This is a genomic window from Pseudomaricurvus hydrocarbonicus (genome assembly GCF_011602365.1).
GTDB lineage: Bacteria > Pseudomonadota > Gammaproteobacteria > Pseudomonadales > Cellvibrionaceae > Pseudomaricurvus > Pseudomaricurvus hydrocarbonicus.
This window is the reverse complement of the sequence record NZ_JAAONZ010000002.1, coordinates 141,125-162,200: the sequence shown is the minus strand read 5'-3', so window position 1 is coordinate 162,200 and position 21,076 is coordinate 141,125. Positions and strand designations below refer to the sequence as shown.

General features: G+C 52.6%; 21 protein-coding genes. 12 read left to right on the top strand and 9 right to left on the bottom strand.

Annotated features, from left to right (window positions below; translation table 11 throughout):
• Positions 1-204: 204 nt before the first annotated feature.
• Both G8770_RS03020 and G8770_RS03015 read left to right on the top strand, forming a co-directional pair.
• Positions 205-885 (top strand): ABC transporter ATP-binding protein, encoded by a 681-nt coding sequence (locus tag G8770_RS03020; RefSeq protein WP_243760244.1) that lies wholly within the window; start codon positions 205-207, stop codon positions 883-885.
• Positions 885-3,371, top strand: coding sequence for an ABC transporter permease (locus tag G8770_RS03015; protein WP_167181630.1), 2,487 nt, complete (start codon positions 885-887; stop codon positions 3,369-3,371). Before G8770_RS03020 ends, G8770_RS03015 begins: the two co-directional genes overlap by 1 nt.
• Positions 3,372-3,535: 164 nt before the next feature.
• Here G8770_RS03015 and G8770_RS03010 read toward each other — a convergent pair whose 3' ends face one another.
• From G8770_RS03010 to G8770_RS03000, 3 genes are all read right to left on the bottom strand, one after another.
• Positions 3,536-4,939, bottom strand: coding sequence for a PhoH family protein (locus G8770_RS03010; protein ID WP_243760243.1), 1,404 nt, complete (start codon positions 4,937-4,939; stop codon positions 3,536-3,538).
• A 376-nt stretch (positions 4,940-5,315) separates the two neighbouring features.
• Positions 5,316-5,546 carry a 4-diphosphocytidyl-2C-methyl-D-erythritol kinase gene (locus G8770_RS03005; protein WP_167181628.1) on the bottom strand — a complete coding sequence of 77 codons (231 nt, stop codon included), beginning with the start codon at positions 5,544-5,546 and terminating at the stop codon, positions 5,316-5,318.
• A gap of 213 nt (positions 5,547-5,759) precedes the next feature.
• A complete protein-coding gene (locus tag G8770_RS03000; RefSeq protein WP_167181626.1) occupies positions 5,760-6,545 on the bottom strand; it encodes a M48 family metallopeptidase in 786 nt (261 codons plus the stop codon).
• A 182-nt stretch (positions 6,546-6,727) separates the two neighbouring features.
• Here G8770_RS03000 and cueR point away from each other — a divergent pair, with 182 nt between their 5' ends.
• The 4 genes from cueR to G8770_RS02980 all read left to right on the top strand — a co-directional run bounded on the left by cueR (position 6,728) and on the right by G8770_RS02980 (position 10,283).
• Positions 6,728-7,126 (top strand): Cu(I)-responsive transcriptional regulator, encoded by a 399-nt coding sequence (gene cueR, locus G8770_RS02995; RefSeq protein WP_167181624.1) that lies wholly within the window; start codon positions 6,728-6,730, stop codon positions 7,124-7,126.
• Positions 7,126-8,409 (top strand): permease, encoded by a 1,284-nt coding sequence (locus tag G8770_RS02990; protein WP_167181622.1) that lies wholly within the window; start codon positions 7,126-7,128, stop codon positions 8,407-8,409. The genes cueR and G8770_RS02990 overlap by 1 nt, the downstream gene beginning before the upstream one ends.
• A gap of 604 nt (positions 8,410-9,013) precedes the next feature.
• Complete coding sequence (locus tag G8770_RS02985) at positions 9,014-9,631, top strand: glutathione S-transferase family protein (protein ID WP_167181620.1); 618 nt, start codon at positions 9,014-9,016, stop codon at positions 9,629-9,631.
• 202 nt (positions 9,632-9,833) lie between these two features.
• The gene (locus tag G8770_RS02980; protein WP_167181618.1) at positions 9,834-10,283 is read left to right on the top strand and encodes a c-type cytochrome; all 450 of its coding nucleotides are present in this window, start codon (positions 9,834-9,836) and stop codon (positions 10,281-10,283) included.
• A gap of 199 nt (positions 10,284-10,482) precedes the next feature.
• Here G8770_RS02980 and G8770_RS02975 read toward each other — a convergent pair whose 3' ends face one another.
• Genes G8770_RS02975 through G8770_RS02965 form a run of 3 tightly spaced genes read right to left on the bottom strand, consistent with a single transcriptional unit; the run spans position 10,483 to position 12,843 of the window.
• Entirely contained in the window at positions 10,483-11,148 is a 666-nt protein-coding gene (locus G8770_RS02975; protein ID WP_167181616.1) for a cytochrome b/b6 domain-containing protein, read from the bottom strand.
• 7 nt (positions 11,149-11,155) lie between these two features.
• A complete protein-coding gene (locus tag G8770_RS02970; protein ID WP_167181614.1) occupies positions 11,156-12,409 on the bottom strand; it encodes a dipeptidase in 1,254 nt (417 codons plus the stop codon).
• The gene (locus G8770_RS02965; protein ID WP_167181612.1) at positions 12,406-12,843 is read right to left on the bottom strand and encodes a GFA family protein; all 438 of its coding nucleotides are present in this window, start codon (positions 12,841-12,843) and stop codon (positions 12,406-12,408) included. The genes G8770_RS02970 and G8770_RS02965 overlap by 4 nt, the downstream gene beginning before the upstream one ends.
• A 422-nt stretch (positions 12,844-13,265) precedes the next feature.
• On the opposite strand from G8770_RS02965, the gene G8770_RS02960 reads away from it, so the two are divergent.
• Positions 13,266-14,021: a hypothetical protein gene (locus G8770_RS02960; protein ID WP_167181610.1), complete on the top strand. Its 756-nt coding sequence runs from the start codon at positions 13,266-13,268 to the stop codon at positions 14,019-14,021.
• 17 nt (positions 14,022-14,038) lie between these two features.
• Positions 14,039-15,232 carry a hypothetical protein gene (locus tag G8770_RS02955; RefSeq protein ID WP_167181608.1) on the top strand — a complete coding sequence of 398 codons (1,194 nt, stop codon included), beginning with the start codon at positions 14,039-14,041 and terminating at the stop codon, positions 15,230-15,232.
• Between the two features lie 89 nt (positions 15,233-15,321).
• On the opposite strand, the gene G8770_RS02950 is transcribed toward G8770_RS02955, so the two are convergent.
• The 3 genes from G8770_RS02950 to G8770_RS02940 form a co-directional block, all read right to left on the bottom strand.
• Positions 15,322-15,840 carry an NUDIX hydrolase gene (locus G8770_RS02950; protein WP_167181606.1) on the bottom strand — a complete coding sequence of 173 codons (519 nt, stop codon included), beginning with the start codon at positions 15,838-15,840 and terminating at the stop codon, positions 15,322-15,324.
• Between the two features lie 128 nt (positions 15,841-15,968).
• On the bottom strand, positions 15,969-16,697 hold the full coding sequence (locus G8770_RS02945; protein ID WP_167181604.1) for a ChrR family anti-sigma-E factor: 729 nt from the start codon (positions 16,695-16,697) through the stop codon (positions 15,969-15,971).
• The gene (locus G8770_RS02940; protein WP_167181602.1) at positions 16,694-17,281 is read right to left on the bottom strand and encodes a sigma-70 family RNA polymerase sigma factor; all 588 of its coding nucleotides are present in this window, start codon (positions 17,279-17,281) and stop codon (positions 16,694-16,696) included. The genes G8770_RS02945 and G8770_RS02940 overlap by 4 nt, the downstream gene beginning before the upstream one ends.
• A 275-nt stretch (positions 17,282-17,556) precedes the next feature.
• Here G8770_RS02940 and G8770_RS02935 point away from each other — a divergent pair, with 275 nt between their 5' ends.
• From G8770_RS02935 to G8770_RS02920, 4 genes are all read left to right on the top strand, one after another.
• A complete protein-coding gene (locus G8770_RS02935) occupies positions 17,557-18,024 on the top strand; it encodes a nuclear transport factor 2 family protein (RefSeq protein WP_167181600.1) in 468 nt (155 codons plus the stop codon).
• 10 nt (positions 18,025-18,034) lie between these two features.
• Positions 18,035-18,799 (top strand): SDR family NAD(P)-dependent oxidoreductase, encoded by a 765-nt coding sequence (locus tag G8770_RS02930; protein WP_167181598.1) that lies wholly within the window; start codon positions 18,035-18,037, stop codon positions 18,797-18,799.
• A gap of 183 nt (positions 18,800-18,982) precedes the next feature.
• On the top strand, positions 18,983-20,293 hold the full coding sequence (locus tag G8770_RS02925; protein WP_167181596.1) for an FAD-dependent oxidoreductase: 1,311 nt from the start codon (positions 18,983-18,985) through the stop codon (positions 20,291-20,293).
• A gap of 30 nt (positions 20,294-20,323) precedes the next feature.
• Entirely contained in the window at positions 20,324-21,076 is a 753-nt protein-coding gene (locus G8770_RS02920; protein WP_167181594.1) for a DUF1365 domain-containing protein, read from the top strand.

The following is a 21,076-nucleotide window of genomic DNA, read 5'->3' as shown; positions in this document are numbered from 1 at the left end:
CGGGCATGTACCCTTAAGAGGCTCACCGGAAATGGATTTAAGAGGCTCACCGGAAGTTAATTTAAGAGGCTCACCGGAAGTGGATTTAAGAGGCTCACCGGAAGTTAATTTAAGAGACTCACCGGAAGTTGACCCAAGAGCCTTGCCGGGTTTTGAGCCACCACCAAAACTGCAATACACACGCGTTATTAACTGGACTTTTTTATGTTACAAGCACAGGCCTTGACCAAGCGAGTGACCACTGCCGCCGGTACCTTGACTATCCTGAGCGAGGTCTCTCTGCAGGTCTCTGCGGGCGATAGTCTGGCGATTACCGGTGCTTCGGGTTCAGGAAAATCGACGTTGTTGGGTATTCTGGCGGGCCTGGATCAGCCCAGCAGTGGCTCGGTGATTCTGCATCAGCATGATTTAACCGCATTAAGCGAGGAAAAACGTGCCCGAGTGCGTGCCGAACATGTCGGCTTTGTGTTCCAGTCTTTTCAGTTATTACCGGGCTTAACCGCGTTGGAAAACGTCATGATGCCGCTGGAGTTGCACGGGGTGGATAATGCCCGTGGTAAGGCCGAATTCTTTTTGACCCGAGTGGGACTGAATGACCGGTTGCAGCACTATCCACAGCAATTGTCGGGTGGCGAGCAGCAGCGGGTCGCCATAGCCCGGGCGTTTGCCAGTGAACCCGACATTTTGTTTGCGGATGAGCCTACCGGTAACCTGGATTCGACCACGGGAGCGCATGTCATTGATCTCCTGTTCGAGTTAAACCGGGAGCACAACACAACACTGGTTCTGGTGACCCATGAGCAGCGATTGGCAGAGCGTTGCCGTCAGCGTGTGAGCCTGGAAGGCGGTAAGGTGGTTGAACGTCGACCGTGTGAGGCCGCTTGATGCTGCCGTTGAGGTTGTTGTGGCGCAACTGGCGCAGTGGTGAGGTACGAATTTTAGCGGGTGCTCTGATTCTTGCCGTGGCGGTTGTTTCCTGTATTTCAATGTTCACTGATCGCCTGGATACGGCGTTAACCGCTCAAAGCCATACCTTTCTGGGCGCCGACCGCGTGGTACGAAGCAGCCAGCCGCGTCCACCGGAATGGCAGCCACTGGCGGATAAATACCAACTTGGTACCGCGACAACCATACGCTTCAATTCCATGGTGTATTCCGGTGACAACATGCACCTCGCTTCCGTGAAGGCAGTGAGTGCAGCCTACCCGCTGCTCGGGGAGTTGACGATCAGTGAGCAGCCCTTTGCCACAGACCCGGAAAAAATCTCAGTTGCTGCCGGTGGCCCACCGGCAGGTCAGGCCTGGGTAGACTCCCGCTTATTGCCGCTCTTGGATGTCTCATTGGGGGAAGAGGTGGTGGTGGGTGAGAAGCCGCTGACGATTACCCGTGTGATCATTGACGAACCTGACCGGGGCAGTAACTTCAGCGCCTTTGGGGCACGTTTGATGATGAATGAGTCGGATCTGGCGGCAACCCGGGTGATTCAGCCTGGTAGTCGGGTTCGCTATAGTTGGCTGTTGTCAGGGCCGGAAAACACGTTGCGCAGCATGCTGGCGGAGCTCAAGCCGCTGTTGTCTCCTCACGAGCGCATTGTGGATGTGGAGTCGGCTCAGCAGGGGCTGGCGAAGACATTGGATACCGGTCGCAAGTTTCTCATGTTATCGGCCATGATCAGTGTGTTGTTGGCGGGTGTTGCCATCGCCATCGCCGCGAGGCGTTTTGCCCAGCGGCACGTAGATCAGGTGGCGCTCATGAAAAGCCTGGGCGCGGGCTGTAACAAAATTCGTCGTTTGTATGCGGTACAGCTGTTGGTCCTGAGCCTGGCGGCTTCGCTGATTGGGCTGTTGCTGGGCTCAGGGCTGCAAGCGCTGGTTGCAGCCAGCGTCTCATCGTTGTTCCCTGTGCAGCTGGCTGCGCCCGGGTGGACGTCATTGCTGCCCGGTTTGCTGACAGGGATAGTGTGCCTGGTGTTTTTTGTGGCCCCCCCCCTGTGGCATCTGCCCACCGTCCCGCCGATTAAAATCCTGCGTCGGGAGTTGGCCGTCAGCAGCGTGCATTATTACTGGCAGGCTTTTCTGGGCCTGTTGGCCATGATCTTTCTGGTGGTGTTGTTTAGCCGGGATTGGTGGCTCAGTGGCAGCATTGTTTTGGCCATCATCGCGTTGCTGGTGCTGGTGGCGGCCTTTGCCACCTTGTTGCTGGGCTTGGGGCGGCAGCTGGGGCGTCGGGCCGGGAGTGTCTGGCGGCTGGCTTTGTCGGGGTTACAGCGCAATGCCCAGCAGAGTGTGGTGCAGATGATGGTCTTTGGACTGGCCATTATGTTGTTGCTCAGTTTGACCAGTTTGCGCACGACGTTACTGGAAGACTGGCAATTGCAACTCCCTTCCGGAACCCCCAATCACTTTTTAATGAACATAGCCACTGATGAAGTGCCGCAAATCACGGCGATGATGGCTCAGCGTGATTTGGAACCTCAACACATGTTTCCCATGGTGCGTGGTCGCTTGACCCACATCAATGGCCAGGAGCCGACCGATGAAATTCGTCAGCGGGCCGAAATGTTGCGCCGCGAAGTTAACCTGAGCTGGACCGACACCATGAGCAGTGACAACAAAATTGTCGCGGGTGACTGGTGGGATGGGTGGCATGAGCGGGGTGTGTACGGCGTTTCTGTAGAAGAACAGACGGCCCAGGATTTGGGGCTGGAGTTGGGGGATGATTTACAGTTCAGTCTTGGCGGCCTGCGGTTAGAAGCTCGGGTTGCCAGCATCCGTTCCCTGAAGTGGGATTCGATGAATCCTAACTTTTTCTTTTTACTGTCGCCTGGCGCACTCGATGATTTCTCTCCAACCTATTTGACCAGTGTGTATTTACCCCCGGAGCAGAAGTTATTCATCAACCAATTATTGGGGGCTTTCCCTACCGTGGTGGTGATTGAAATGGATCGGGTAATCGCCCAGATTCAGGCCATCGTTGCCCAGGTCAGTGCCGGGGTAGAATTGATGTTATGGCTGGTGGTGTTGGGCGGTTTCTTCGTGATGTGGGCCGCCGTGAGTGCCAGCATGGAAAGTCGTATGCAGGAGGCTGCTTTGCTGAGGGCTCTGGGTAGCAGCCGCCAGCGCCTGTTGGGCAGTTTGTGGATTGAGTTTTCGCTGCTGGGTTTCTTCTCCGGTGTCATGGCGGCGGTGGGGGCAGAGATTTTGCTGTTGTCGATTCAATACTGGGTACTGGATATCCCACTGCGGTTTCACTGGCAGGTTTGGCTGTTGGGCATTGCAGGGTCTGCCTTATTGATCGGCTTGTTAGGCGTGATCTCTTGCCGAAAAGTGATACATACTCCCCCGGGAAGAATGTTGCGTGAGATTGCGTAAAGCTGGTTTGCGACAGCCGCGTCCTGGTATGGGGCTATAAAACTGGTTGCCAGGCTGGCCAGAAAAAACAGCCGAAAAAGGAAAGGCACCATAGGGATGTCTATGGTGCCTGTGGAAGGAAGTATGCTGGTACGATTAACGGTTGTTGCTAACAGCTGTTGCGATTAGAGGTTGGCCTCTGCGTATTCCGCCAGAATGGAGCGTGGTACGCCTTGCAGTTTGATGTTGCCTCCGTATTGGAACCCTTTGAAGCGTTCGGTCAGATAGGTCAGGCCTGAGCTGGTGCCGTTCATAAACGGCGTGTCGATTTGCGCGAGGTTGCCCAGGCAAATGACTTTGGAGCCGCTGCCAGCGCGGGTGATGATGGTTTTGATTTGGTGGGGGGTGAGGTTTTGCGATTCATCGATCAGAATCAAGCTGTGCTGAAAGCTTCGGCCACGTATATAGTTGAGTGATTTAAAGTGCAGAGGCACTTTGTTGAGAACGTAATCGATGCTGCCGGAACAGTCTTCATCATCACAATGAAGGGCTTCCAGGTTGTCGGTAATCGCACCCAGCCAGGGTTCCATTTTCTCCGCTTCGGTACCGGGCAGAAAACCAATATCTTCATCCAGTCCCTGAGTGCTGCGTGTGGCAATGATGCGGCGATACTGCTTGGTGGCGACAGTCATTTCAATGGCGGCTGCCAAAGCCAGAATGGTTTTACCCGAGCCTGCAGCACCGGTCAGATTGACCAGGTGTACATCGGGATCCATCAACAGATTCAAAGCCATTGCCTGATAAGCATCCCTGGGTTTGAGTCCCCAGGCTTCCTGCTCCATAAAGCTGTTGGCGTCGATGTGCAGCAGCTGCACTTCGTCATTATCCACTTCAATGACTCGCCCGATAAAACCTAAGTCATCAATAATGAATTGGTTGGGAAACACTTCACACTGAATGTCCTCCTTGGGTATGCGATGAACGGTACGGCCCATCTGTTGTTGGGTCTCGACTTTTTCAACCTGATCCCAGAAATTGCCTTCAATCTCCAGATAGCCTTTGTTGAGTTGCTCAATGTCGGTAACCAGTTGGTCGCTGTGGTAATCGTCTGATTCAATGCCGCAGCCCCGGGCTTTCAGGCGCATGTTAATGTCTTTGGTGACGAGAATAACGCGGTGATTGGGGTGTTGATGACGCAGCAGACAAATGTCGTTGATGATTTTATTGTCGTTGATGTTGGTGGGTAGGATGGAAATGTTTTCAGGTGGGTTGATCATCAAGACCGAAAGTTTGCCGTTAACGTCGTTTAGGTGCTCCCGTGGGATCGGTACGCCGCCTTCAACGTCCTCGGGCGATGCCCGTCCGAGGATTTTATCAATCTCCCGAATGGCTTGCCGGCAATCGGCGGCCAGCGTTTTGTTACCTCCTTTGAGCTTGTCCAGTTCTTCCAAAACCGTCATGGGAATCATGACGTGGTGTTCTTCGAAATTCAGTATGGCAGTAGGGTCGTGGATGAGTACGTTAGTGTCGAGAACGTAGAGAATGGGTTTTTCACTGCTGAGAGGGTCAGCTAATTGCATATCTACCATAAGCGAGCATCCTTCCTTCTGGCTGATAACATCGCATTGAGCAGTTCGGCATTGCACCGTCTTACCCAGTGCTTGGAGAGTGTCTGACGGTGTTGCGGGTCGTCTTAAGACTGACATCGTTGAGTGTCAAAGCGATGAAAACACATGCAAAAATCGCTGAAACAATTTAGAGGATGACAACCTTGTGAAACACTCTTAAACAATTTGTACCAGAAAACAAACTAGGCTGGCAACATGACATTTGTGTGAAGGTGCGAAAACCATTAAATAATTTTAGCTGCAGGAAAAGTGTACAAATAACAGCACGGTTGTAGGGCGCCGCCGGGACCAGATGTGTCAACGTGGTGCGGTAAGTCAGGGGGTAATTGGAAATTGATCAAGACGCCCAATTGGCTGCAACGTGGAGGCGTTCAAGGTAGATGTGTTCGATGCGCCCCGTTGCCGGATGCCTGGAGTGGCGAAAATTATGGTGGTCGAGAGTCGATCCCATATATTCCCAGCTCAAGCCCTGATGTAAGCAGCGATGATCGCCGTTGTTGATGGCGTAGGCCGCGAGCTGTTGCCACATGCTGTTCCACTCGGGATGGGTCGAGTCTAGGTATTCCATTGGCTGCTTCCCCCTGATTTTTCTAATTATGTAAGAGATTGGTTGGGATCGAAAACAACTTCTAATAACTGTAGCTTAACTCTATGAATTCCATCAAGTTTATTCTTTTCCGTTGTGTGGTTTCAATCACACCAGGTGTGCTAACGGTCGGGCAAGTGCCGTCATTGCCGGGGCGTTGGCTTTAACAGATGGCCGGGGACACAGGGACATCTCCTAAAGGGTCAGCGTGTGACCGTGTTGATTAAGCCACTGCCGGGCCAATGCATAGTCCGGGTAGAGTGTGGCCACCAGGTTCCAGTAGGTACGACTGTGATTGTGATGGACCAGGTGGCAACACTCGTGCACCACCAGATAGTCCACCACCCATTCCGGGGCCTGGGCAATGAGCCAGTTGTACTGGATCACGCCTTGACGAGTACAGTGTCCCCATTTGCTTTTGGTCCGTCGCAACTGAGTTCGGGTGTGCTGAACGGAGTAGCCAAGCTGTTGCAGGCGGGCACAGGTTGATTGGGTCTTGGTTTCCAGCAGTGTCAGTGCCTGCTGCTGATACCAGCTTTGCAGTGCGGTTTTAATCTGATCGGCTGCCGGCTTGCGGCTGCGGGGGGACAGGCTGATGAACAGACTCTGACCGTGATGTTGTGCCCCAAGCTGCTTGCCCTGCCGAATCGACAGTGTCATGGGGTGTCCCAGCCAGGGCCAGGTTTCGCCCTCGGAAAACTGCGGGGTCGGAATTTGAGCCTGCCGTTGCGCCTGTTGCTTCAGCTTGCTGCGGATCCAATGGGCTTTCTGCTCTACCCACAGTTTCAGATCCCGTTGTGCCGTCCGGTGCGGGGCGGCCACAAGCACTTTGCCGTGGCGTATTTCAATAGCCGCACTTTGGCGCCGAGACAGCCGGATGGTGTAATCGAACCCCAGATGACCGGGATCATCAACGGCAATCATGCGGGCTTTAGGCTGCGGGGGCGTGAGGTTTTGGCGTTTTTTTAAGAATAATGGCATATCAGTATTATACCCATTGATGATTATACGGCCTATTGGATCCTGTCTGCCTTGGGGCAAAGGCGCCAAAACTCGCGAATTAACCACGGGGATCTCTTGGGTTGACCTTCCAGTAGGTGTAAGGTCTATCGTTAACGGTAACCGGTCTGACATCGCACCGGACAGAGATCCAGGAGAGGGTTATGAATATTAGCCAAGCAGCCAAGGCCAGCGGCCTGTCCCCCAAAACCATTCGGTATTACGAACGCATTGAACTTATTGGCCCCGCCAGCCGCGGGGAAAACGGGTATCGGGATTACAACACCAAAGATCTCGATGTGCTGCGCTTTGTGCAGCGGGCACGGGCGACCGGGTTCAGCGTGGAAGAGTGCCGGCAATTGCTGTCGCTGTACCAGAATCCGGAAAGACACAGTTCAGAGGTGAAGTCTCTGGTGCAGGGGAAACTGAAGCGGGTAGAGGCTCAAATTGTGGAGTTGAATCACATGCGCGATACCTTACAGGATCTGGTGCAGCGCTGCCCCGGCAATGAAGTGGCGCAATGCGCGATTATTGATAATTTGGCTGATCAGGAGACGTGTTAATGGATTGTCATGATGTCAAAGACGACAAAACCACCGGGACGGAACCGTCCGCACCGGACTGCTGTGCGTCCGCCAGGCAAGAGCCATCAGCGGAATATGAGCCATCAGCCAGACAAGAGCCATCAGCCGAACATGAGGCGGGTTATCGGCCGGTGACGGCAGGGGCTGGTGCTGAAAGCGCTGCCTCGGTCAGCGCCGCGGCCTGCTGCGGGAGCTCGCCCAGCGAGCCTGTCAAAGCCACCACGTCCTGTTGTGACAGCGAGGACAGCCAGGGTAAATCGTCTTTTGACTGGCTGCTGTGGGGTAGCCTGAGCGGTGTGCTTGTGATGTACCTGCTGCACGCCACTGGCATTGACGCGGACATGCCGGCCTGGTTACACACCATGAGTCACGGTGTGTACGACTTGATGAACACCATGTGGTGGGGGGTTGTGGCGGCTGCAGTGTTCGTGGGGCTGTTAAGCCGCATTCCTCAGGCGATGGTCACTGCGGTACTGGGGCAGGGTGGTAATTTGCGAGGGGTCTGGCGGGCGACTATGGCGGGATTGCTGATGGACTTGTGCAGTCACGGTATTTTGATGGTGGGCATGCAGCTCTACCAGCGTGGTGCCAGCTTGGGGCAGGTCATGGCTTTTCTGATTGCCAGTCCGTGGAATTCTCTGTCTCTGACGATCATTTTGGTGGCTTTAATCGGGTTGCCCTGGACGCTGGCTTTTATCGCGCTGTCGATGGTAATCGCGGTGATCAGTGGCTGCATCTTCGACCTCCTGGTGAAGAGAGGCACCTTGCCGGGCAACCCTGCCAGCACGGATTTGCCAGACGGTTACAAGCTTTGGCCTGAATGCAAGGCGGCGCTGGCAAAAGTGGAGTGGAAGCTGTCTTTGCTGACTGACATTTTATGGGACGGCATCAGAGGGTCGCGCATGGTGATCCGGTGGCTGTTGTTTGGGGTCCTGCTTGCCACCACATTGCGCAGTTTTGTGGCGCTGGAGGATTTTCAAACCTGGTTTGGCCCGACGGCACTGGGTCTGATTGTTACTCTTGTGGCGGCGACCATCATTGAGGTGTGCTCGGAGGGCTCCACGCCGATTGCGGCTGACCTGTTGACCCGGGCAGGAGCACCGGGTAACAGCTTTGCGTTTTTAATGACGGGTGTTTCCACCGACTACACCGAGGTCATGGTGCTGAAAGACACCACCCGATCCTGGAAAGTTGCGTTGTTCTTACCCTTGGTGACTGTGCCCCAGGTGGTGGTGGTGGCGTCAATTTTGAACGGTTTCTAAAGCGGTCGGTCATATTTCGTGCCAGCCTCAGCGGGGGTGGCCGCCTGGCCATTGACCGCGAGGTCTTGTCGACGGTGATCTGGGTGAGAATGCATCAAACTGGTTAACGAAAGAGTGAACTTGCACAGGGAATGTGCGGTCGCTTAACAGCTGTTCGCAGAGTAACCAATTTGCTGAAAGCGGGCATTTTGCTGGGATTGGGGCGTTTGTCGGCGGCTTGTCCACAGAGTTATCCCCAGCATCTGTGAGTTGTTTTTGACGACGGCGGTTTTGTGCTTCAAACCGCTAAGATGATTGAATATCAAGCAGTTAGACGATGTTTCGCGAAAGCGGGATGTCCGGTGGCTGGCACGTGACTCTTTTCGGTGCATAACTTTATTGAACATTGGCTGGATGGATGCAGAGCTTGGCAGGTGGCACGGATTTGTTTTGAGGGTGAGTGAGCCAGACTCTCAGTTTCTGCGTATAAAGAGGGTTGGGGAGAGGGCGGCAGCGCTCTGGCCTTATTCACGGTTAATCCATACAACCCATCATCCTGTCTAATTTTATGCCCAGCTGCTATGCCCGGCTGGGTAGACACGACTCATTATTCGGAGTAGTTACCATGATCACCTTGTACCATCTCAATAAATCTCGCTCGAAGCGTATTATCTGGTTACTGGAAGAACTGGGGGTGGATTATCAAATCGAAGCTTTTCAGCGGGACAAGGACACCTCACTTGCGCCGGATGCCCTGAAAGCTATTCACCCGCTGGGGAAGTCTCCGGTGATTAAAGACGGGGATTTGGTGGTGGCGGAGTCCGGGGCCATTACCGAATACCTGATCGAGAAATATGCGGCTGACCGTTTGGCGCCAGCGCGGGGCTCCGCCGACTATGTACAGTATCTGCAGTGGATTCATTTTGCGGAAAGCTCTGCCATGGTGCCATTGCTCCTCAAGATGTTCCTGCAAAAAGACGGGGCTAAAACCAATTTTCTGCAGGACTATGCCGATGGCGAGGCATTAAAAGTCCTGACCTACCTGAGTCAGCAGCTGGACGGCAGGCGCTATCTGGTCGGCGACACGCTCAGCGGCGCCGACATCATGGTCTACTTTGTGGTGGATGCGGTGGAGCAATCCGGTGCTCTGGCCTTTTTCCCGGTTTTGGAATCCTACCTGAAGCAACTTCGCACTCACCCGAACTGCCAGAAAGCAGAGCAGCTGGAAGCCGAGTTAGGTTGATCTCAATACCCCGTCTAAATGCCCCGCCGGTGAGAAACACCTGGGGCATGAGAAAACCAGAATAAGGTATGAGCTTTCTTTTTTTGGGGAGATTTCGTGATGCCTGTGTCTGAATTTGGGGCGACAAAGCGAGTTTTGTGATTGCGCTGGCCGATAACTTTTGGCAGTCTCTGCTGAATACATTGTGATTAGGGAATTCATTATGAAAAAGCATTATTTATCGACCGCGTTGGTGTCAGCTGCTCTTTTGAGCTCAGCCATGAGCGTCAGCGTATCAGCGGATGTTGAATCACAGATCAAACATCGGGAAGCCACCATGGAAGCCATTGGCGGCCATTTTTCTTCTGTGTTTGCTACGCTGAAAAGCCCGGAGGCTCTAGGGGACGAAAACCAGTTTCACGCGGAAAGCATTGCCCGCCTGGCTCGTATTGCGGTTGAGCGCTTCCCGGAAGGCTCAGGGGACGGGGAAACGGATGCTTTACCCGCTATCTGGGAAAAACCTGAAGAATTCAAGAAAGCGATGGATGCGTTTGTGACCAAGGCGGATGCGTTTGCGGTAGCGTCAAAGTCCGGCGATCTGAAGAGTTTTGCCGGAGCCGCTAAAGAGTTGGGCGGTACCTGTAAGGGCTGTCATGACGACTTTAAAGACTAAACTTTAAAATCTACGTTTTTAAGGCAAGTTTTAAAAAAAAAGTTTTAAAGACAAGGTGTACAGAGGGGCTTTTAACAGCGTCGTGTTAACAGCCGAGGTTTTATGCTTAGGCCTTTTTCGGCTTGTGCTGGATACGTTTACGATCAAACACAAGCCGTGCCATTCTGAACGAGCTGACGATTCGACAGGGGTCATTCTTTCATAGCCAGCCTGGCAGAAGAATGATCCCCCAGGTTAATCCGCCGGCAACTACCGCCAGCAGCCCGGCGCCCCACAAGGGAATTGGCGCTGCGGTGGTATTTTCAGACACCTTCTCCTGCTTTCGGCCGGTGACCATCGCGTTAACCAATTTCTCTTTTTTCCAGAACTGGTAAAAGACGATGGCCAGTAAATGCAGACCAGCCAATACCGCCAGAATGATCCAGTTAAGATCGTGGATTTTGCCGGCGAGCTTGACCCAGCTGTCATTGCCCCACTTTACCCAGGGGCCTTCAAAGAAAAAATCATCCGTGGTCAGAAAGCCAGAGATGATTTGGGTGGTTATGGCCATCAGCATCACAACCACCATCCAGGAGCCCATTGGGTTGTGGCCGTGAAAAGTCTGTTGCCCTGCCAGGTAGCTTTTGACGGAGCCTATGGACAGGGGAAAGCGGGAAAAGTGTCCATAATCCCGCCCGAAGATGCCGGTCAGTATGCGGAATACCATCAGCCCTAATAAGCCATAACCAAATTTGATATGCCACTCCATCCAGTCCATATCGCCATTAAGTCCGGTCCCTAACGACAGGCAAAAAAGTAGCACCAGGCTCCAGTGAAAGAGACGGGTGTGGCGATCCCATACGAAGGTGGTGGTGCTTGAATTCATGTAATCCCTATTCCTCTGCAGAACTTTTCGAATACTGGGCGGCAAAGGCTTCGACCTGTTCCATCACCCTGAGCACATTGCCTCCCAGAATTTTGGCGATATCGCTCTCCTGATAGCCGCGTTCCAGTAGGGCATCAATGAGCACCGGATACGTCGATACGTCTTTCAGTCCCTCGGGCAGGGTATCGCCGACGCCGTCGAAGTCTGAGCCTAAGCCGATATGATCAATCCCTGCGATTTTACGTGCTCGATCAATATTGGCAACCACATCTTTTACACTTGCGTAGGGGTAGGGAAAGCGCTTGCGGTAGGCCCGGTTAAAGGACTCACTGATTTGCGGTGTGAGTCGGTTACCTTGCAGCTTTTCAAACGTGGCCTTGGCTTCTTTGTAGTGTTTGCCCCACTGCATCGCTTCTTCAGTGAGAAAGAAGCTGCCAAAATTGATCATTAACACACCCCCGTTTTTGGCCAGAGCTGTCAGCATTTTATCGTCCATATTGCGCTCAAGTCCGGGAGTAAAGTGGCGCATGGAGGAGTGAGAAGCAATCACCGGTACCTGGCTGACGTCCAGGGCGTCATAAAAAGCGTCGTCTGACACATGAGAGATGTCTATCATGATGCCCAGGCGGTTCATTTCCTGCACCAGGGTTTTTCCAAACGGACTTAAACCGTTCCAGATTTTGGAACTGTCATAGGAGGAGTCAGAAATGTGGTTGGCTTTGGCGTGTGCAAGAGTGATGTAGCGGATGCCACGCCGATAGAAATGTTCCAGGTTCTTGAGGTCACCCGCTATGGCGGCGCCATTTTCCATGCCCATTGGCAGAGAAATTTTACCGGCGCTAAAATTGCTGCGGATGTCATCTGCTGTGTTAGCCAGAGCAAACTTATCCGGGGCGCGAAACACGATGGCCTGAACCTGATCGATCAACACATCAGCCAGCGCTTTGGCGCCGTTATTTTCCCGGTCAGCGGGGATATAGATGGACATGAAAGGGGCATCCAATCCGCCCAGGCGGGCGCGGGGATAATCAAAATCGCCTTTCTCGGTGGCCTGAGTCACGTCTTCCCAGTGCCTCTGCAGGCGATAGGGGACATCAATATGGCCATCGACGATTGGGTATTTGTGGGCGATGTCGATGGCCTGTTGGCTGGCATTTACTGCTGGAGTATTCTCTGCGTCGTCATCAGCGATCGCGGTGAAAGGGCTCACCACAGTGAGGGTCAGTGCGATGCCGATAAGAGTTGTACTCAACGATTTCATAGCGTCTCCGTGAGATCCGGTTGGGTCATGTGCTGCTCCACTCCCTCAGGAATGTCGAACCAGGCTTGCTTTTGGCTGACCCAGATGTGTTTACTGGGTTTTATGATCTCTGTATTCTCCAGAGAGCTGGGTTTGAGTTTGAGAAATTGCGGTTTGTCCGGGTCGTAGTGGTACAGGCGATTGACACAGGTGGGGCAAAAGGCCGCCGCGTTGATGTTGCCGCTGGCTGATGGCCGCTGCCAATGTTGGAGATCACCTTCAACTTCCAGACTCTCTCGCTTGATCATCGCGGTAATGCTGAACGCACTGGTGGACAGTTTCTGGCACTCCTTGCAATGACAGCAAGCGACAAATAACGGGGCCTCCAACAAGCGGTAGCGAACCTGACCGCATTGGCAGGCGCCGTCAAGGGGGTAGGTGGTGGAATCGGGCATGGTGAAAATCCTTTACTCTGGAAGTGGCTCAGTCATTAACACTAAAGTGTCATGAAAGCTGCCTGGAACTGCTCCGGTATTGTCCGGTAACCCCGGTTTTTACATTGACCGGTGCAGTGCTGTAAAGCTGGTTGAACTGTATCGGGAAATGAAACTCCCTGTCCGCATGAACGGAAAGATAAATTTACAGTCTGAACAAACTGTTGATTTTTGAATGCGAGGCAGCCAATACCAGACAAAACAGGTGAAACAAAGAACTTGTGTATGATAAATGACCGAATTGAGCCTGTTTTTAACACCGCAGTGGTACCCAGCTCTAAAATCAACCAGCCGTCAGGTTCCAGTTCATTGAAACATGCTGTGGTAGGCTTTTCCAGTTGCCATGCTATGCAAACCCACCGTTAACCGTTTAGGAAAAGAGCTTGTCCAAATATCCTTTTCACCTGCGAACGTCTGTGTTTTTGCTGATGGGGCTGATGTTCCTTGCGGGCTGTCAAAACAGCCCCAGAGGGGAAGTTAAAGCCCGGGACGCAAAGCGCCATGATTTCTCCGGGAGTTGGGAGATGGACTTCAGCCTGAACGACAGTGTCGACGCCAAGCTGGATGCCTACTTTTATCGGTTGCGACGTAGCATGGCGCGTCAGGCCAATGGTCGACAGATGGAAAGTAACCGTATGTCGCCCATCAATCAGCGCACGGCCCAAACGGTGGTGGCGATGGCGCAGTTTGTCGAGAAAATATCCAGGGTTCAGGTCATGGACATCGCGCAAACGGTCACAGACATTGACGTCACCCGTGAGGGGACTTTTGCCTTGAAATGTCACTTTCCCTCTCGGGGACTGCAGCAATCGGATAATCCGTTTGCCACGGAAGTGTGTGGCTGGGATGGGCATCAGCTGGTGTTTCAACTGCGTTTGCCGGAGGGCCTGGTGGTTCAGCAGCGTTTAACGTTGTCTGCCAACGGCCAACAAATCAATGTGGCTACGACGATGTACTCCGATCAGGCACCGGAACCGTTTACGTTAAATCGCTCCTACTCCAAATTTGAGAAACGGCGTCAGGGTTACTCTTGTGAGCAGACGGTAGAGAAGGGCAAGGTGTGTACGCTGACGTCAGAAGCCGAAGATGAGAGAATGGTTCCACAAGCGCCTAAGCCAGTCATTATGAATGCGGATTGATGGAATCAGGAATCAGTATGTCAAACACAGTTCTGTGGATTATGGGGTTTGCCGCGTTATTGTTGGGGGGCGTCACCGCCTGCACAACCAGCGGCCCGGCTTCGACCACCGGCGCTGTGGAGACGGTCGTGGTGGCTACCGGTTCCCAATCGGGGGCTCCCCAAAGCCAGCGTCAGACCGCTCAGCAACTCAAGGCTTTGCCCCCGTTGCCCACATCCGCATCCGCAAGCGCTGTTCGCTCTGATGCACAGCTGGATGTGGGCATCCTGATTTTTGGGTCTCAAGACGGTTCAGATCCAGCCGGTTTGAAAGAACAGGGGGTTTATCCGCTGGTCAGAAAAGCAGAAACCCGATATCTGCCCTTTTTATTGCGTCAGACCCTGGAGGCGACCTCTCAGTGGGGCGCTGTGCGAGTGATGCCGGATGCTCATGCCTCCACCGAGTTAGTGATCAGTGGCGAAATTCAGGTGTCCAATGGTGAGCAATTGCAGATTAAGATCCTGGCAAAAGACAGCAGCCAGCGCCTGTGGCTGAACAAGGTGTATCGCCAGAACGTGAATGCCGCTGCCTACGAAGATTCCCGGGTTGATCCTTTTCAGCCCCTTTTTGACCGACTGGCGTTGGACCTTAAGGCTGTCCACTCTCAATTGACGGCGTCTGAGTTGCAGGCCATTCATCAATTGGCGGTGTTACGCTATGGTCAGCAATTGGCGCCCAATGCCTTCAATACCTATTTGCAAACAAATGACCAGGGTCAGTATGTGCTTAAGCGTCTGCCAGCACGGAACGATCCGATGCTGAAACGGGTGACGCGGTTGCGTGATTACGAATACTTTTTCATTGACACCGTCGATGAGCAGTATTCAGCCCTGTTTGTCGAAATGAAGCCGACCTATCAACGCTGGCGCCAGTACAGTCGTGAGCTAATGGTCTACATGAGAGACTATAAAGCCCGTCAGGTGGGGAAAAGCAGTGGTTTTCGACGCGGCAGCCTGGCGTCCATGAATGAGGTGTACGGTGATTATGAGTGGTACCGCACTCAGCAAATGAATCTCAATGAACTGGCGGCGGGCTTTAACAACGAAGTCTTGCCAACGGTTCTTAACCTGGACGACAACGTGATTCAGTTGGATGGTAACCTCCAGGATCAGTACTCACAGTGGCAAAATATCCTCAAGGAAATTTTTCAGCTGGAACAGGGCGAGATCTAGCTGATCCGCAATACCTGGCGGAGTATTAATCGGCAAAAGTTGGTAGCGGGTAGCCTGTTAGCGGCGCCATTTAAGGAGGGGGTATTATTCTAGTGAGAAGTATCATTCGTCAGTTGCTGCAGCCATTCCCTCTGCTCGGGAAAACGCCATTCGTACTGAGCAAAGTCTTTACTGTTTAACCACATTGCCTGTCTGATTTCGAGAAAAAACGGTGGTGTGTCCAGCACCTCGCTCTGCTTTGGCGGCTGTTGCGCCTGCACTTCCGCCCCCCACTGGCATTCAAACAAGTGAAAGCCATTGTCGAACACCCTTACCAGTTTGGTTGGCCTCACGTTCAGACCGGTTTCTTCCCAGGTCTCACGGTGTGCTGTGCAGTGTGCGGGCTCTTGCGGATTGCCGCTGCCGCCGGGAATACTGATTTTTTGATTGATCCCCTGTACGACCAGCAAACGGTGTTGATGAACGGCCAGGCAGCCAGCGCTTTTCGCCGGCGACGTCACCAATGTATCGGGACAGTCTGGGGGGGCAGGAGTCTGTGTGCAGCCTGAGACGATCGGCATAACCGCCACTGACAGGATCAAACCGGGGAATGTAAACCGCTTGTACATAGACCTCTGAACACTCTTGCTGAAGGAGGGCGGGACTCAAGGGCCACCACGGAGGGTAGCCCTGAGCTTTCAGTCTGTCAGTTTACGCTGACGGAGGCCTGTTGTTCCAGTTGTGATGAATGATCTCTTCAGCTGGAATAATGACTGCGGCGGATAAACGGGTTAAACAGTCGGGCAAAGAAACCGGTAAATTGTATGGGCGCTTCCACGGACGTCAAACACACGCATTCAGCGTCCTGACTGGCAATGGGTCGATGATGCTTATCGTCTTTATTGCGGAAAATAATGTCGCCCCGGTTGTACACACCAGCACTGTCGGAAAAGCTGCCTTCCAGCACCAGGGTGATCTCTTCACCGGTGTGGTTGTGGGCGGCTACCTGGCCTCCAGGCTTGATTTTAATGACTTCGACCTTGCTGCCGTTGACGTCATTGCAGAGTTTGGCGGCTGAGATGGACGGGCTCAGGTGCTTCCAGGGCAGGGCCTTAAGGCCATCCGGTATCAATGTGTTCAAACAGCGGGGTAAATTGCCGGCCGCTTTTTTGTGCGGGTCGGCTGGTTGCTGAGAGCTGTCGGGGCTTACAGAATCACCTGATTGTTCCAATCCTTTGGTCTGTGACGGCTCATCGAGTTGTGCCAGGATACGGTTTTTGAGCTTATCCGAAACCTCCATCGGCGGTAAATCGGAAAACAGTTGTGAACCGACCTGATTCAGGGTTGTCAGGTGACGGCGGCACTGTTGGCAATACTGCAGGTGAGCACTGATACAGAGTGCCTGGCTCAAGGGCAGGGCACCGGCTGAAAATGCAGTCAGGCGGTCGGCACCTGGGTGATATTTAATGGTTTGTGTAGGCATCATTTCTCGGAACCTCGAATAATTATCTCGAGTTTTTGTAATGCTAAGCGAATACGTGATTTCACGGTTCCCAAAGGTAAGCTGAGTTCAAGCGCTGCTTCCTGCTGAGTCTTGCCCTCCATATAAATTTTTCTCAGCACCTGGGCCTGTTCGGCAGGGAGCTTGCCCAGACCGTTCTGCACTTGCTGGGATGTTTTCTTTTGTAACGTCTGTTCAAAAGGACCGCTTTGCTCATCTTCGATGTGATCAAAGATGTCCTCCGAAGTCACTTCGTTGCCAAAGCGTCCATTGCGTCGCAGATAATCAATCCGACAGTTTCGGGCCAGGGTGAATATCCAGGTGTTGGGGTTGGCCTTGCCGGCATCGTAAAGATGGGCTTTGTTCCATACTTTGATCAGAACCTCCTGAACCAGCTCATCAGCCACCAGATAGGCGCCGGGATCCCTGGCCAGGCTGTAGGATTTGAGCAGCGGGGCGTAATGTTCAAACAGGCTGGAAAAAGCCTGCCTGTCGCGCAATTTGGCCACTTGTTCAATCAGTTCCTGCAAATGGCCCAGCTCTGTGATATTTGTTTGTTTTTTCACCATTAAAGGTAGGGTCCTAAGTTGTGCCTGACGTTGCTAGGGAGGCAGCGTCAGGTCATTACTCCGCTTATGGCCATGATAAGGGCTACAGGTCTGTTTACGAGCGCCAAGCCTGATTGGATCACATTCGTGGTGTCAGCGATCTTTTTATGATCCAGCCACCAAATCATACCGTAATAAGCTAACACATTGTTCAGTTGGGCAACATTCGCCGCATTGAGGACCGGGTGGCAACCGGTAAGCTGGAACAAACTCACGCTGGAGGAGCACGAAAGGTAATGGAGCGAGCAGAAGGGTTGGAGCAAACGGGAATATTGGAGAAAACTGTGCCAAACGTCATTGTTCAATTTAAAGAGTTGTATCGGAACTTGAGTCACCTGCCGGTTGACCGGTTTGCTCTGGTGTATGCCGACAACATTATTTTTCGCGACCCGGTACATGAGCTTAGGGGGGCTGCGGATGTGTTGGGGTACCTCGAAACCCTCTGTGAGCGGGTCGAATTCTGCCAATTTGAATATCTTGATGAGCTTATCGGCGATGATAAAGCTTACATCAAATGGAATATGAATTTTCGTCACCCGAGCCTGGGGAAAGAAGTTCACAGCGTGCGCGGCATGAGTCACATTGAGTTTACGGACCGAATTCACTATCACGAAGACGTTTATGACCTCGGTGAAATGCTCTATGAGCATATTCCCGTGCTGGGCTCAGCAACACGGTTTCTTAAACGTCGATTGGCGGCCTAGGGAGAAGATTATGGCTCTGCCACACGGTGAGATCATCTGGATAACGGGGGCCAGCAGCGGTATCGGACTCGAGCTGGCTAAAAAACTGGCGGCACTGGGCAATCAGGTGTTGGTTACGGCCAGAAATGCCCAGGTCCTCGAAGCTCTGGCAGCAGAGTCTGACCAGATTATTGCTGTACCCGCGGATCTGGCTCAGCCGGATTGTATTGACAGTCTCCAGCACCAGTTACGTCAACACGTCAGCTATTTGGATCGCATTATATTGAATGCCGGCACCTGCGAATATCTCGACATCAACGCACCGGATTGGCTGATGATGGAGCGGGTTATGGAGGTCAACTTTTATGGGGCAGTGCGCAGCCTGGCGGCCGCGTTGCCTCTGTTGGAGAGCAATGCGGACGCAGCAAGGCATGTGGTTGCAGTGGGTTCTCAAGCCAGTCGGGTGATCTTCCCGCGGGCAGAAGCCTATGGGGCTTCGAAGGCGGCTTTGACCTATTTCATGGAAGCGCTGGCGGTTGACCTGGCTGCGCAAAATATAAAGGTTACGGTGGTGCAGCCCGGATTTGTTGAAACCCCTTTAACGTCAAAAAATGACTTTCCGATGCCATTTCTAGTGCCGGTGAATGAGGCCGTGGACCACATTGTCAAACGTTTGGCTTCGAAACCGGCTTTTATCCGTTTTCCCCTTGCGATGAACTGGGTGTTGGGGGTGGGCAGCTTGTTGCCGGGGCTGTGGCGGCGATGGGTAGCCCCTCAACTGACCCGCAGTACCTAAACGACAGTAGACAATCATAATCGCGAGTGCACAGTCCACAGTAGCGCGTCGACAGTAGTTGTCGACAGTAGTTATTGGCGAGCAGACAGTACTCAGTGACGAATAGACAGGAAACCGCAACAGGGAACATCTTTGTTGAGGAATCTCAAGACAAATAAAACAGTATTTGCAGGAGAATAATCAGTGAAAATAGCGGTGATTGGTTCGGGCATATCGGGGTTAAGCTGCGCGCATCGTTTGCACCAGTCTCATGACGTGACAGTGTTTGAAGCAGCGCCCACCATTGGTGGGCACACCGCGACAAAAGATATTGTGATGGACGGCGAGCGCTACGCCATCGATACCGGCTTTATTGTTTTTAATGACTGGACTTACCCTAACTTTATTCGGTTAATGGACAGTCTGCAGGTCAAGTCCAAGCCCACAGAAATGAGTTTTAGTGTCACTTGTGAAAGCACCGGCCTGGAATACAACGGCAACAATCTGAATACATTGTTTGCTCAACGATCAAATTTGGTCAAACCCAAGTTCTGGGGAATGTTGAGAGATATTGTGCGTTTTAATCGCGAAGCCATTGCCGACCTGGAGGGGGGGGTGATTTCGGCCGATGCCAGTTTGGGGGAGTACCTGCAAACCCGGGGGTACGGAGAGACCTTTATTAAGAAATACCTGGTACCGATGGGCAGTGCAATTTGGTCTGCCTCGATAGACACCATGAAGGCTTTCCCGTTGGTATTCTTCATTCGTTTTTTTAAAAACCACGGTTTGCTCAGTGTCAATCATCGCCTCCAGTGGCGAGTGATAGAAGGCGGCTCTGCCAGCTATCTGAAGCCCTTAACCGAGGGCTTCGCAGAGAAAATACGCACCAATTGTCCGGTGGACGGAGTCCTGCGTACCCCGGATGCCGTGCTGGTGAAGTTGGCGAATGGTTTTGTGGAGTCCTTTGATGAGGTGGTTTTTGCTTGTCACAGTGATCAGGCATTAGCCATACTGGATGATGTCAGTGATACTGAGCATTCGCTGCTTTCCACCATGCGCTATCAGAAAAATGAGGTAGTGTTACACACCGACACCCGTTTGTTACCCAGTCGAAAGCTGGCCTGGGCAAGTTGGAATTATCGTCTTGCAGACGAGCAGGGCGAACAGGCCGTACTGACTTATAACATGAATATTTTGCAGGGGATTGATGCTCCGCATACCTTTTGTGTCACGCTCAATTATACCGACCATATTCGTGAAGAAACGGTGTTAGGTCGCTATGAGTACAGTCACCCTGTATTCACCCTGGACTCGGTGGCAGCCTGCCAGCGCTGGAGTGAAATTAATGGTGTCAACCGGACGTGGTTTTGTGGCGCTTATTGGGCCAACGGTTTTCATGAGGATGGCTGCAGCAGTGGTCTGAAGGTTGCGGATGGGATTGCGGCACAACATAATCAATCAACCCAACTGGATGAGGAACCCGCTCATGAAATTGAGGTCGTTGAAAATGATTGAGGCTAATGATTGTGAGTGAGGAAGCCTGCCATGTTTGAAAGTGCGATTTATCAGGGGACGGTACGTCATCGCCGGTTTCACCCTCGTTCTCATCGTTTGCAATACCCGGTCTTCATGATGTATCTGGACCTTGACGAGGTGGACCAAATCTTATCGTTGACACCCTTCTGGTCTAAATCTCGCTGGTCATTGGCAAGCTTTCAGCGAAAAGATTATTTGGGGCCCACGGGGCTTTCTGTCAAAGAGGCGGTGAAAAGACTCGTAGAGGTTGAAACCGGTGTGCGGCCCTCAGGCTCGGTTAGGATGCTGACCAATGTTCGTTATTTTGCCTTTATCATCAATCCGATCACTTGTTACTACTGTTTTGATGACACGGAAAATCTGAGTCATATCGTGGCGGAAGTCACGAATACTCCCTGGGGTGAGCGGCACGCCTATGTCCTGACCTGTGAACCAACTCAAAAGGTTCAGCGTATACAGTTTAAAAAGGCCATGCATGTTTCGCCCTTTAATCCCATGTCGATGATGTACCACTGGCGTAGCCGATTGCCGGAGAAAAAACTGGTGATTCATTTGGAAAATTGGCGAGATGAAACCATGGAGATGGATGCCAGTTTGAACTTACAGCGACAAGAAATTAATGCGGGTGCCTTGAACAGAGTACTGTATCAATATCCTTTAATGACGCTAAAAATTCTCTGGTTGATCTATTGGAATGCCTTGAAGTTGTGGGTGAAAAAAGTGCCTTTTTACCCCCATTCTGAAAAGCTAATCAACCAGTAA